Here is an 11,951-nt window from a genome sequence, read left to right on the forward strand (position 1 = left end):
TCCAGGTTTATAGGTATGAATGGTGTAACGATCATGAAAAATCTTCTTGTTTTGGCACTGACGGCTGTACCTGGAATGTGCTTTTCGATGACGGAAGATCAGGCTCTTGAAAACTGGAAAACAGCTTGCACCGAAGCTGGCGGCGCACACTCGGTAGACTTTGTTCGCGCGGTCGATGAGGAAAGAACGCCGCATGTGATTTACGTTTGCGAGCATGAAGGCGGGGCTCAGGTCAGGGTCGTCCCTGCAGTGCCTTTGCTGACAGCGTCGAACGACTAGATCACTCCGCCCGTTGGATTGTGGTGCGCAGTAAGCGTCTGTGCGGGCAATCAGGGTCCACATCAATACTGACCTTGCCTGCATTGCTTCAGCAGAAGTTTTGGATCGCACCGCTGGCCGAGGAACGGTCATGTTTGAAGGTCCATCCGAATTGCCCGATGTGCTGACGATTGGGATTGTCGAATACCGCAGATGCTCGCGCTAGCTCATCACCTTCAACTGCCCGCTTAGCCAGGGCAGCTGCGCAATCGCCGGGTCGATGATCTGGCTCTGCATCAGTCGCCGGATCATATCCGCCACCTCCTGCGGCACCTGATCCGACCAGTCGGCGCGGGTAAACAGCGAGATCGTGCGGGCAAACTCGCCGAACGGGGCCGGGTGCGCCTCAAGCCCGTCATGGAACCGGGCGGCGCGCATATAGCCCAGCGGCGTGGTGATCGCCCAGCCCAGCCCCCGCGCCACCATCGCCATCAGCGCCTGATGCGAGCCGATCTCGAACCGTTCCTCGAACTCCATCTGCTGCCGCGCCAGATGGCCTTCGATCTGGCGGCTGATCAACTGGTCGCGGGCATAGCGTAGGAAGGGCAGCGCCTGCATCGGCTGCTCGGCACCTTTGGGGGCCACCAGAATGAACGGGTCCTCGACCAGCGGGTATTCGATCACCCCTTCCAGCACCTCGCCGGAATGGGCCGACACGGCCATATGCAGGCGCTGCGCCTCCAACGCCTCGAACAGATCGAGGCTCGACAAGGTGATCAGCTTGAATTTCGACCGGGTCAGACTGTCGGCCAGCGAGGTCGCCAGCCGTGGCGTCAGATCGTTGTCGAAATCGTCGATCAGCCCGATGGAGAGCGTCGTCAGATGGCCCAGATCCATCACCGCCAGCTCGCTCTGGGCCACCTGCAGCTCGGACAACACCGCCTGCGCGCGCGCCAGAAAGCTGCGCCCGGCCTGTGTCAGCCGCATCGGCCGCCGCCCGTGATCGACCAGATCGGTGCCCAGGGCCTTTTCCAGGTTGCGCAACTGCTGAGAAACCGAGGGCTGGCTGAGCCCCGTGATCTCGGCCGCCTGCGCCACCGATCCGGTCCGTGCCAGCGCCTCGAACACCTCGAGGCCCCGCAGGGTCAGCCCTTTCATTACCATGCAATACACCTTTCGCTGCGCCATTTCTGAGGCGCAGCGGGCATCAGGTCAAGGATTGAGACAGGCTTAGCTGCAGATCGCCTGCGCCATCTGGCCAAAGTTCTGATACCGATCCCACAGCGCATCATCGCGCGCGGTCTGCGACATTTTCAACTCCTGTGCCTGATGGGGGTCTTCGAACCATTTCGCCACGGTCTTCTGATCGCCACGCGTCAACGCCTGATCCGCCACGCGCTGAATGCAACTGCACCGCGCCCGCGTCGCCGCCTCACGGTCTGATGCCAAACACGCCCGCTTGATCTGCGCTGCGTCCGCGACCGGAGCCACCGATGTCAGCGATGCCGCACAAAATGCGATTAGGAGGAACTGTTTCATACTCGAGCCTCGTTTTTGCCTGCCCGGACGGGTCTTATGCCCCTCTCGGTCTGCGGCGGAGTATGAATCAAAGTGGAGTTTGGATCAATTGGGTGGTTCGAAAAAGTGAATACATGAGTCAGAAACACGCCACCCCGTAGGCCGGGCTTCAGCCCGGCATCCGTCAGCGCAAGAATGGCAGAAACCGCTCGAGCACTTCGATCAGCGTTTGGATTTTCTCAGGGTGTTTTGCAATATAGGCATCCACGACAGCAGTCGTCACTTGCTTTGAGCCTATGACGACTACGGTACCAACCGCCAACTTGGTCGACAAAGCGCTCCATTTGAGCAGGCCCGCCAATCCCGATTTGAGTTTGTTCAAGATCGCTTTAATCCACTCTGAAGACGGTTCTTCGTCTTCAAGAGCGGTCGAAAGTTCTTGGGTAGCCTCCCAAATCAAAGTGATGGAACCAGACAAAAGCTCATCGTGAATATCCTCAGGAGGGTTGTTTCCTCCGATGCCATCACGAGGGGACGTCACAACTTCAAAGCTGTCTGTTAGTTCAGAAAGGGCGACTTCAACCTGCCAATGCGTTCGAATTCGCTCAATTTCGTCTGCAACCGCTTTAAGCCCGTTTTCCCAGATGGTGTCGTGAATCCCTGCTATTCGGCGTTGAAGTTCCATGTCAATTGGCGAGCCATCTACAAACCCTTGATACCAAGTCTGCCAAAACTCCCATTCAGCTTCATCATAGCTCCAGTAATTAATAAGAGGCAGTGTCCTTGGTTGGTTCGATAGAATCCAACCATTTGGTTCGTCTGCATCGGCATCATCATTGGCCCAGAGCGGGATATTGTAGTCGAGGTCTGCTGGCGGCACGAAATGGATAAGTGCATCATCGGCATAGCGGAGCGATCTCCATCCATCTGAACCAGGTAAAACTGAGGAGATTCCATCCGCGAGCACTGAAACAGCATCAGCTTGGTCGGAGGTGACGCTGAAGCTTGGTGCACATATGCCAACAAGGACTTCCTCAGCTACAGAGGCGATCGACTTCAAGTCATTTATTGCCTGAGTTTCCGATTTATGGTCGGTAGCTTTCCTATGTCTCCTCAAGTGTTCCAAAGCGAAGAACGCTGAATCTTCTTCTCCTGCGACGCAGGCTAAGAGTGTACGCAACACAATGAGAAGCCATTCATCAAGTTCAGGTTCGCCAAGTTCTGGTTTGCGAAGTAGACCGGAAACAACAGGAGCACTGAATAGCCCGAGCGCGCGTAGGGTTTCTCTGCTTGCGACAGTTCTAGCCTCGTGAAAGCTCAGATCATCAAATGCAATCATCGGACACTTTTTCTACGAATTCCTTGTCAGGTTGCCGCCAACATGACGCCTTGACCAACCCACGATTCCGCTACATATCCCCAACCCATGACAGACCTCGCTCATATCCGCAATTTCTCCATCGTCGCGCATATCGACCATGGCAAATCCACCCTTGCTGACCGGCTCATCCAAGAGACCGGAACGGTCAAGGATCGCGACATGAAGGAACAGCTGCTCGACAGCATGGATATCGAGCGCGAGCGCGGCATCACCATCAAGGCCAACACGGTTCGCATCGACTATACCGCCGACAATGGCGAGGCATACGTGCTGAACCTGATCGACACCCCCGGCCACGTGGACTTTGCCTATGAGGTCAGCCGGTCCATGCGCGCGGTCGAAGGCTCGCTGCTGGTGGTGGACTCGACCCAAGGGGTCGAGGCGCAGACGCTGGCGAACGTGTATCAGGCCATCGACGCCGACCACGAAATCGTGCCGGTGCTGAACAAGATCGACCTGCCGGCCTCCGATTGTGACCGCGTGGCCGAACAGATCGAGGATGTGATCGGCATCGACGCGACCGACGCCATTCAGGTCAGCGCCAAGACGGGGCAGGGCATCCACGAGACGCTGGAAGCCATCGTAAACCAACTGCCCGCCCCGCAGGGCAATCTGGATGCGCCGCTCAAGGCGATGCTGGTGGATTCGTGGTACGACGCCTATCTCGGCGTCATCGTTCTGGTCCGCATCATGGACGGCACGCTGAAAAAGGGGATGCGGGTCAAGTTCATGTCGAACAACACCCTGCATCATGTCGACCGCGTCGGCGTCTTCCGGCCAGAGATGGAGATGGTCGACAGCCTCGGCCCCGGTGAGATCGGCTTTCTCACCGCATCCATCAAACAGGTCCGCGACACCCGCGTCGGTGACACCATCACCAATGACCGCAACGGCACCGAAGAGGCGCTGACTGGCTTCAAACCCGCGCAGCCGGTGGTGTTCTGTGGCCTCTTCCCCGTCGACAGTTCCGAATTCGAAGACCTGCGCGATGCGATCGACAAACTGGCGCTGAACGACGCCAGCTTTAGCTTTGAAATGGAAACCTCGGCAGCGCTGGGCTTTGGCTTCCGTTGCGGCTTCCTGGGCCTTCTACACCTTGAGGTCATCCGCGACCGCATCGAACGCGAATATGATATCGAGCTCATCACCACCGCGCCGTCGGTGATCTATCACGTCTACATGAAAGACGGTGAGATGATCGAGCTGCACAACCCCGCCGACATGCCCGACCCCTCCAAGGTCGACCATATCGAAGAACCGCGCATCAAGGCGACAATCTTAGTTCCGGATGAATACCTCGGCGACGTGCTGAAACTCTGCCAGGACCGCCGCGGCATCCAGCTGGACCTGACCTATGCGGGCACCCGCGCCATGGTCGTCTATGACCTGCCGCTGAACGAGGTCGTCTTTGACTTCTACGACCGACTGAAATCGGTGACCAAGGGCTATGCCTCGTTCGACTACCAGATGACAGGCTATACCGAGGACAATCTGGTCAAGATGTCGGTGCTGGTGAACGATGAACCCGTTGACGCGCTGTCAACCATGGTTCACCGCGACCGCGCCGAGATGCGGGGCCGGGCGATGTGCGAAAAGCTCAAAGACCTGATCCCGCGCCACATGTTCAAAATCCCGATCCAGGCCGCCATCGGAGGCAAGGTCATCGCCCGCGAGACCCTCTCGGCGCTGCGCAAGGACGTGACCGCCAAATGCTACGGAGGCGACGCCACGCGGAAACGCAAACTGCTGGACAAGCAGAAGGCGGGTAAAAAGAAGATGCGCCAGTTCGGGAAGGTCGATATCCCGCAGGAAGCGTTTATTTCAGCGCTGAAGATGGACAGCTAACAGCTGGCCATTTTTACGGCGGGTGGGCGAAAGCAGTTGGCGCAGCCAACTGCGTGCCCACATGGTATGCGATAGCGCCGCGAGCGCTAAGCAGTCGTGAGTTGATCGCTAGATTTACTTCTTTTTTCTTCCAAAAAACTGTATTTTGGCATTCTTATAGGACATTGGAGCGCCGAGAACTTTCACATGCTGACGCCTAACGTATTCGGGTAGATCGTTGAAGTGCGCATACTTGGCAAAATGATTAGGCGCGGCTTTAAGCTCTTCAATGTCTATGAATATTTCGGTGTCATTGTTTTCCACGATCTTCCTGATGTAAGTTGATGGGAGACTGGCAGTAAAACCGAAGTAAACTTCAGGTGAAAGACTTAATGAAAACTTGCAGTCTTTAATCGGAATAATATTTCCGTCGCTGCCATTCAGCCATAGAGGTTCACCAAACGAAGTCGCTGTAATTTTCTCATGCAAGTTTTCTTCTTCGAAGAATTTCTCGAATGAGAATTGCGAAACTAGCTCTGCCAACCCCTTCCCGCACAATATGCTGTTCAGCGAAATTCTAGCGCCGGTTTGTCTCTCTCCGAGAATTGGGGAGAACTCCAGGACAAACTGCTCGATAGCAATGAGTTTTACTACGAATGGTAAGCTGGCAAGTGGGTCACAAACTTGGTTTTCCAACCGATCAACTGTGCACAGTGAAATGCCTAATCGCTCAGCCTTTTGTTTTGCGTTCCGGCTGAAACCTGATCTCGAGGCAATTATACCTTTGTTTGCTTTGACATCCTGCAATACGGAAAAGAACGCATCGACGACGGGGAGGTCAATTTTCCGTTTTTTGTCTTTGCATTCAACAACTGTGAGAATTTCATTTCCCGCGACGTTCGAACGGATGAGCAAGTCGATCTGCCTCTTGCCATCGGGCGACTCAAGAAAGACGTTCCGCTCGACCGAAGAAACCCCATCTCGAGATGCAATTGTCTTGAATACCAATTCGACTTCATCTTCGAATTTGCTTCCGTCGTTTGTGAGGTCGCTCAAGGACATCCTCCTGAACTGGTAACAATTTCCGTTGTATCTGGTTTGTCTAGCGATTGAACGAAGAAAGCTCTGGTACAATTACGTGCTAGTTTTGGCTGCTATCAACTTAAAAATGATCACTTTAGTCAACCCACCCGCCTGGCGGCACCGCCGGGCCGCGCAGACTCACCCCCGTCAAACTGAAGGTTTGCCTCCGGCAAAACGTGCGGCGCATTTGCGCCCCGGGGCTCCGCCCGTTCGGCCCTGAAACGGTCCACTGGACCGTTTCCGAGACGGGCCTCACCCCCTCAGGCCGGCGCTGCCCTCAGTTCTTTTGATCGAACGGGATTCATAAACCGTAGGGCGGGCTTCAGCCCGCCATTCGCCTGACCAATTCAACGCGCAAGGATTAGAGGGGGGCGGCGGGCTGAAGCCCTCCTTGCGGGTGTATTGGTGGGTTAAAACCCACCCTACGTAGGATGGGTTTTTAACCCATCACCCCCACTGTGACCCACCTCACAGCCCCAGCCCCTCACACCTGCTACACTTGACCCAACGGAACCCTCGGCAGGAGGCCCAGATGTCCACATCCATGATCCCCATCATCGCCCTCGGGTCGGCGGGTCTCTATTCCGTGGCCATGATCGCGATGAAGTTCTGGTGGAAAATCCCCGGCATCGGCCTCAGCCTGCTGATCGTCGCCACCCTGCTAGCCGCTGCAACGCTGGAACTCGCCGCGCTGCGCGAAGAGCGGCTGGGCATCATCTATACTGGCATTCTGGGGGCCGAGGTCATCCTGATCGCCATCGCCTCTTATTTTCTGTTCGGCGAGAACTTTACGCATCGCGAAGTCGCCGGGATCGGTCTGGTTCTGATCGGCACCGCGCTGGCATGGGCCTGAGGCGAACATTAAACGATTATGAACTTTCCCTTAGGTAAGTTGTAACCGGCCCACACCCTCCCAATCTGTAGCCCACAGCGGATGTTCGCTTTTGAACTCCAAAGGGTCGCATTCAGGAGGAAAGCCCATGACCAGATTTATGACTGCCGGAGCAGCCGCTCTGGCCACGAGCCTAACCCTTGCCACCTCTGCCATGGCCGACACGCCGGATCTGCGCGGCACATGGGTGGGCAGCTATACCACCGTCGGTCCGAACCGGACCACAACCGGTGATGCGCCGCGGTTCAACAACGCCGAATGGGTGCTGGACATCCAGAAACAACAGGACAACGTGTTCTGGGGGCCCAGCAAGTGGCGTCCGAACGCCGCCCAAGACTGGCGCGTCATGGATGCCGCCGGGACCATCAGCCTCGATGATCCGAACCGCATCAGCATCGTCGAAAGCTCGGCCAACCCCGAGATCGGCGTCAACGCCCTGATCGATGCCCGGTATCAGGACGGCAAGATATACGCTGATTTCCGTAGCCTGCGTCGAGGAACGACCTACAGCACCGTTCTGGAACGTCAGGTGAACTGAAGCGTCTTCGGCCTGACCGGATGTTAAAGGGGCTATATGCCGCTGCGTATTGTGAGTGCGGCAGGAGTAGTAGGTACCCCGGTCAGGTCGGAGCGCTTCTCAGGAACATGCGCCTCCACAGGGAGGAGCAGGGCCGGGCGGCGATTTCGCCGCCCGTGACAGGATCCAGCCCCCCCGCGTTTGAGGATGCGGCGTTCCTCGGCTCGGGTCATCTGGATCTCGCGGACCTTCAGCGCGGCGTCGCGCGCGGTGAGGTAAGAACCGTCCGGCCCAGGTTCCATCCCCGGAATACCGCGCCCTTTCGACCACCACCCGCGCAGTCCGCTGAGCGGGTGTTTGCGTCCGATCCGGCCATCATCCTGCAGCTGCCAGATCCGCTCGGCCTCGGCCATCGAGATCAGCGCGGCGAGCGGTTTGCCATAGCGGGTCAGCACGATCACCTGTCGGGGGTCTTGCGAGAGGGTCGCGAGTTCTCCCAGTCGGGCGCGGGCTTCTGAGATGGTCAGGCGCATGGGCGAATCTCCGGTTGTACGATTCGAAAGATTGGGGGTCTGAGTGTTGTACAACTCGGACAATTCGCCCCTAACGAGCCGCGCGGGGCCTTTGCAGGTGCAGAAAGTGGTGAAATTCGGGGTGGCTTTTAAAGTCTGGACTTATCCCCTCACAACCCTGCCGCGCTGCGCGATATTCCGAGTTGTCCACATGGCTCTCCCGCCGGATATCAACAGTTTATCCCCGTCTAATTTTCATGCTGCAGTGCTATTTTCTTGCCGGATCAGGGCGCTGATGCAAAAGTCTGATCACTGCTTCAGTTCTTCGGAACAGGGGCGGGACGCAAAGGCCAAGGGGGCCGCCGCGACGAAGACGGATTTTAGGATTTGTTCTTGGTTGCAATGGCTTACCGGTGGTGGATCAGGTGATCCGGGCTTCGGTTCGGGTCAGGTGATCAGCCTCTCAGAAGGTCCAAGCGGACTGCGACGCGACATTGCGCGTGTGGCAGTGGCCAATGTCCTTTCGGGGATTGCGGCAACTGGATCGAGATGCCCCTCGGGCGGATCGAACCGGCAAGGCGTCAGGAGTGTCCGCAAGGATGCATGCAAAGACCGCGTCTGAGCACCTGACGCCTTTTCCTTTTTCCGAACCACAGGTTCCTACAGGCTACTACGCACCACCACCCTTCAAATGAGAACGGGGATTTTTCGCATGAGCGAAAAATCCCCGTTTGATCGTCAGAAATGCAATGCCGCGTCTATGCACCTGTGCGAGTATAATAATCGCATTTTGATGCTGCGGCAACAGCATATTGCGGCGTGTTGCATCAATGCCGCAATATATTGGAATGGGTCAGATGTTCTCCTGAACGTCCTCAGCTGCGTTTTGAATGGCGTCGCCGGCCTTTTCGATGTCTTTGCCGGCCCCTTTTGCAGTTTCGCAGGCGGTCAGAGTGAACAGGGCCAGGCCGATCATGAATGCACGGATCATCGAGAACTCCATAAGTGTTTATTTCGCTTTGCCTAGCAGCTTTTCAAACATACGGCCACAGGTTTTACCGGGCTGAGAACGGGCGGACTAACACAAACATATTTGCCCAGCAATTGACCGGGATTAAGAGGTAAGTTCATCCCTAGACAGGAGAAATTTTGTGGGCGGTCAGGGCTGATCAGAACTGCAGAAAAGCTCATAAACCACCTCAAGCATGCGGGCAGGGCGGTCATCCGCCAGACGGTAGTAAATCGCTTTACCCTCGCGCCGGGGCACAACCAGTCCTTCAAGCCGGAGACGTGACAACTGTTGTGAGACGGCGGCCTGCCGGGCTGACAGAAGCCTTTCCAACTCGGTCACCGATTTCTCGCCCGAGACCAGGTGGCAGAGGATCATCAGACGCCCTTCATGACTGATTGCCTTGAGGAAATTCGACGCCCGCGTCGCGTTTTCGACCATCTGGTCCATATCCTCGGGCGACATATCCGTCGACAGCTGAGAAAGAGCCATATTCGTAATCCTTGCCAGAGTTCCGCACCATCTGCAGGCAGCCTGGGGCAATCTGTATGGTAATGAATGTAAGTACAGAATTCAGGCATGTTTTTCCATATGCATGGATCAAAATAACGTGATGTATAGAACACGAATACGCGTGTGCGCCGTGAACGCGATCGGACTGGTAGCCCGCTCTTAAAGCCTCAGGCGTTGATGAACGCGCGGCCCCCCTTGCAGCCCTCCGGTGGCGGCACTAAGACTCGGGTAACTCTTCTTCGGGTAATGTCCCGATCAACACCAAAGCAGGCAGGTTCCCTATGTTCGATCCAGTTGACACATACATGAACACACTCGTCCCCATGGTCGTCGAGCAGACCAGCCGGGGCGAACGCGCATATGACATCTTCTCGCGCCTTCTGAAAGAGCGGATCATCTTCATCAACGGCCCGATCCATGACGGCATGAGCCATCTGGTCGTCGCCCAACTGCTGCATCTTGAGGCGGAAAACCCGAGCAAAGAGATCTCGATCTACATCAATTCTCCCGGCGGTGTGGTGACCAGCGGCCTGTCGATTTACGACACAATGCAGTATATTAAGCCGAAATGTTCCACATTGGTGATCGGTCAGGCGGCCTCGATGGGGTCGGTTCTGCTGGCAGGTGGTGAGAAGGGGATGCGCTTTTCGCTGCCCAACAGCCGCATCATGGTACACCAGCCCAGCGGCGGATATCAGGGTCAGGCCAGCGATATCATGATCCACGCGGCCGAGACGCAAAAACTGAAGGATCGCCTGTATGATATCTATGTGCGCCATACCGGGCAGACCAAAAAGGCGGTTGAAAAAGCGCTGGATCGTGACAATTTCATGAGCCCGGAAGAGGCCAAGGAATGGGGTCACATCGACGAGATCGTCGAAAATCGGGCCAAGATGGACGGTGACGAAGACTGAGTTCAAAACCGCGCGCTTCCGGCGTGAGGGATGATTTTGAGATTGTAGCTGCCAGACCGCTGGCCTAAGCTGCAGGCATTGACGGCAAGCGCGGCCCTGCACAGGGCCGCTGAGACGGAGCCCGAGGGGTAAATCATGGCGACCAATTCAGGTGGTGACGGCAAAAATACGCTCTACTGCAGCTTCTGCGGCAAAAGCCAGCATGAGGTGCGGAAGCTGATCGCGGGCCCGACCGTGTTCATCTGCGATGAGTGTGTCGAGCTCTGCATGGATATCATCCGTGAAGAGACCAAGGCCAGCGGCCTGAAATCCTCGGACGGCGTGCCGACGCCCAAGGATATCTGTGAGGTGTTGGACGATTACGTGATCGGTCAGGCCACCGCCAAGCGCGTTCTGTCGGTGGCGGTGCACAACCATTACAAACGTCTGAATCACGCCCAGAAGGCGGGCAGCGATATCGAATTGGCCAAGTCCAACATCCTGCTGATCGGCCCCACCGGCTGCGGTAAGACTCTGCTGGCGCAGACGCTGGCCCGTATTCTGGATGTGCCGTTTACCATGGCGGATGCGACCACGCTGACCGAAGCCGGTTATGTGGGTGAGGACGTCGAGAACATCATTCTCAAGCTGCTGCAGGCCAGCGAATACAACGTTGAACGCGCGCAGCGCGGTATCGTCTATATCGACGAGGTCGACAAGATCACGCGCAAGTCCGAGAACCCTTCGATCACCCGCGACGTTTCGGGCGAAGGCGTACAGCAGGCTTTGCTGAAACTGATGGAAGGCACAGTCGCCAGCGTTCCGCCGCAGGGCGGGCGCAAACATCCGCAGCAGGAATTCCTGCAGGTGGATACCACAAATATCCTGTTCATCTGCGGCGGTGCCTTTGCGGGGCTGGACAAAATCATCGCGCAGCGTGGCAAGGGCTCGGCCATGGGTTTTGGTGCCGATGTGCGCGACAATGATGAACGCGGCGTGGGTGAGATTTTCAAGGATCTGGAGCCGGAAGACCTGCTGAAATTCGGGCTGATCCCGGAATTTGTCGGCCGCTTGCCGGTTCTGGCGACGCTGGAAGATCTGGACGAGGATGCACTGGTTACCATTCTGACCAGCCCGAAGAACGCTCTGGTCAAGCAATACCAGCGCCTGTTCGAGCTGGAAGATGCAGAACTGGCCTTTACCGATGATGCGTTGAAGGCGATTGCCAAGAAGGCGATCGAGCGCAAGACCGGTGCGCGCGGCCTGCGTTCGATCCTCGAAGACATCCTGCTGGACACGATGTTTGAACTTCCGGGCATGAAGAACGTGACCGAAGTGGTGGTCAATGAAGAGGCCGTGACATCCGAGTCCCAGCCGTTGATCATCTATGCGGATACAGCTGAATCAGCGTCGGCTGGCTGATCGGTTGCAGCATCCCATTGGATAGCCTTGAATAGTGCGGGTAGGGGGCTCTGCCCCCGCCGCGGCAAGCCGCGACTCCCCCGAGATATTTGGGGCCAGATGAAGCTGGGGATTCGTTCTTCATCTGGC

13 protein-coding genes are annotated in these 11,951 nt (G+C 56.8%); 6 read left to right on the forward strand and 7 right to left on the reverse strand.

The window, feature by feature from the left end; translation table 11 throughout:
- Positions 1-33: 33 nt before the first annotated feature.
- On the forward strand, positions 34-279 hold the full coding sequence (locus tag ACR0K9_RS01265; RefSeq protein WP_480535910.1) for a hypothetical protein: 246 nt from the start codon (positions 34-36) through the stop codon (positions 277-279).
- Between the two features lie 201 nt (positions 280-480).
- On the opposite strand, the gene ACR0K9_RS01270 is transcribed toward ACR0K9_RS01265, so the two are convergent.
- The 3 genes from ACR0K9_RS01270 to ACR0K9_RS01280 all read right to left on the reverse strand — a co-directional run bounded on the left by ACR0K9_RS01270 (position 481) and on the right by ACR0K9_RS01280 (position 3,115).
- Complete coding sequence (locus tag ACR0K9_RS01270) at positions 481-1,422, reverse strand: LysR family transcriptional regulator (RefSeq protein WP_480820119.1); 942 nt, start codon at positions 1,420-1,422, stop codon at positions 481-483.
- Positions 1,423-1,488: 66 nt separating this feature from the next.
- Positions 1,489-1,797, reverse strand: a complete 309-nt coding sequence (locus tag ACR0K9_RS01275) for a hypothetical protein (RefSeq protein ID WP_480820121.1) — start codon at positions 1,795-1,797, stop codon at positions 1,489-1,491.
- A gap of 163 nt (positions 1,798-1,960) precedes the next feature.
- Positions 1,961-3,115, reverse strand: coding sequence for a hypothetical protein (locus ACR0K9_RS01280; RefSeq protein ID WP_480820123.1), 1,155 nt, complete (start codon positions 3,113-3,115; stop codon positions 1,961-1,963).
- A gap of 87 nt (positions 3,116-3,202) precedes the next feature.
- Between ACR0K9_RS01280 and lepA the strand changes: the two genes are divergently transcribed.
- On the forward strand, positions 3,203-5,002 hold the full coding sequence (gene lepA, locus ACR0K9_RS01285) for a translation elongation factor 4 (protein ID WP_480820125.1): 1,800 nt from the start codon (positions 3,203-3,205) through the stop codon (positions 5,000-5,002).
- A gap of 114 nt (positions 5,003-5,116) precedes the next feature.
- Here lepA and ACR0K9_RS01290 read toward each other — a convergent pair whose 3' ends face one another.
- Positions 5,117-6,037, reverse strand: a complete 921-nt coding sequence (locus ACR0K9_RS01290; protein ID WP_480820127.1) for a restriction endonuclease — start codon at positions 6,035-6,037, stop codon at positions 5,117-5,119.
- 559 nt (positions 6,038-6,596) lie between these two features.
- Between ACR0K9_RS01290 and ACR0K9_RS01295 the strand changes: the two genes are divergently transcribed.
- Positions 6,597-6,917, forward strand: a complete 321-nt coding sequence (locus tag ACR0K9_RS01295) for a hypothetical protein (RefSeq protein WP_480820129.1) — start codon at positions 6,597-6,599, stop codon at positions 6,915-6,917.
- 127 nt (positions 6,918-7,044) lie between these two features.
- A complete protein-coding gene (locus tag ACR0K9_RS01300; protein ID WP_480820131.1) occupies positions 7,045-7,494 on the forward strand; it encodes a hypothetical protein in 450 nt (149 codons plus the stop codon).
- 32 nt (positions 7,495-7,526) lie between these two features.
- Here ACR0K9_RS01300 and ACR0K9_RS01305 read toward each other — a convergent pair whose 3' ends face one another.
- The 3 genes from ACR0K9_RS01305 to ACR0K9_RS01315 form a co-directional block, all read right to left on the reverse strand.
- The gene (locus tag ACR0K9_RS01305) at positions 7,527-8,069 is read right to left on the reverse strand and encodes a type II toxin-antitoxin system prevent-host-death family antitoxin (RefSeq protein ID WP_480820133.1); all 543 of its coding nucleotides are present in this window, start codon (positions 8,067-8,069) and stop codon (positions 7,527-7,529) included.
- 769 nt (positions 8,070-8,838) lie between these two features.
- Positions 8,839-8,976, reverse strand: a complete 138-nt coding sequence (locus ACR0K9_RS01310; RefSeq protein WP_480469242.1) for an entericidin A/B family lipoprotein — start codon at positions 8,974-8,976, stop codon at positions 8,839-8,841.
- Between the two features lie 168 nt (positions 8,977-9,144).
- On the reverse strand, positions 9,145-9,486 hold the full coding sequence (locus ACR0K9_RS01315; protein ID WP_480820134.1) for an ArsR/SmtB family transcription factor: 342 nt from the start codon (positions 9,484-9,486) through the stop codon (positions 9,145-9,147).
- Positions 9,487-9,788: 302 nt separating this feature from the next.
- Between ACR0K9_RS01315 and ACR0K9_RS01320 the strand changes: the two genes are divergently transcribed.
- The gene (locus ACR0K9_RS01320; protein ID WP_480535922.1) at positions 9,789-10,421 is read left to right on the forward strand and encodes an ATP-dependent Clp protease proteolytic subunit; all 633 of its coding nucleotides are present in this window, start codon (positions 9,789-9,791) and stop codon (positions 10,419-10,421) included.
- Between the two features lie 135 nt (positions 10,422-10,556).
- Positions 10,557-11,822, forward strand: a complete 1,266-nt coding sequence (clpX, locus tag ACR0K9_RS01325; protein ID WP_480535923.1) for an ATP-dependent Clp protease ATP-binding subunit ClpX — start codon at positions 10,557-10,559, stop codon at positions 11,820-11,822.
- Positions 11,823-11,951 lie beyond the last annotated feature (129 nt).

The organism is Ruegeria sp. L12 (assembly GCF_056531745.1).

What these genes read in the sequence shown, in the direction of transcription:
- ACR0K9_RS01265 (WP_480535910.1), top strand. Translation starts at nt 34, where the DNA reads ATGAAAAATCTTCTTGTTTTGGCACTGACGGCTGTACCTGGAATGTGC.
- ACR0K9_RS01270 (WP_480820119.1), bottom strand. Translation starts at nt 1,422, where the DNA reads ATGGTAATGAAAGGGCTGACCCTGCGGGGCCTCGAGGTGTTCGAGGCG.
- ACR0K9_RS01275 (WP_480820121.1), bottom strand. Translation starts at nt 1,797, where the DNA reads ATGAAACAGTTCCTCCTAATCGCATTTTGTGCGGCATCGCTGACATCG.
- ACR0K9_RS01280 (WP_480820123.1), bottom strand. Translation starts at nt 3,115, where the DNA reads ATGATTGCATTTGATGATCTGAGCTTTCACGAGGCTAGAACTGTCGCA.
- lepA (WP_480820125.1), top strand. Translation starts at nt 3,203, where the DNA reads ATGACAGACCTCGCTCATATCCGCAATTTCTCCATCGTCGCGCATATC.
- ACR0K9_RS01295 (WP_480820129.1), top strand. Translation starts at nt 6,597, where the DNA reads ATGTCCACATCCATGATCCCCATCATCGCCCTCGGGTCGGCGGGTCTC.
- ACR0K9_RS01300 (WP_480820131.1), top strand. Translation starts at nt 7,045, where the DNA reads ATGACCAGATTTATGACTGCCGGAGCAGCCGCTCTGGCCACGAGCCTA.
- ACR0K9_RS01310 (WP_480469242.1), bottom strand. Translation starts at nt 8,976, where the DNA reads ATGATCCGTGCATTCATGATCGGCCTGGCCCTGTTCACTCTGACCGCC.
- ACR0K9_RS01315 (WP_480820134.1), bottom strand. Translation starts at nt 9,486, where the DNA reads ATGGCTCTTTCTCAGCTGTCGACGGATATGTCGCCCGAGGATATGGAC.
- ACR0K9_RS01320 (WP_480535922.1), top strand. Translation starts at nt 9,789, where the DNA reads ATGTTCGATCCAGTTGACACATACATGAACACACTCGTCCCCATGGTC.
- clpX (WP_480535923.1), top strand. Translation starts at nt 10,557, where the DNA reads ATGGCGACCAATTCAGGTGGTGACGGCAAAAATACGCTCTACTGCAGC.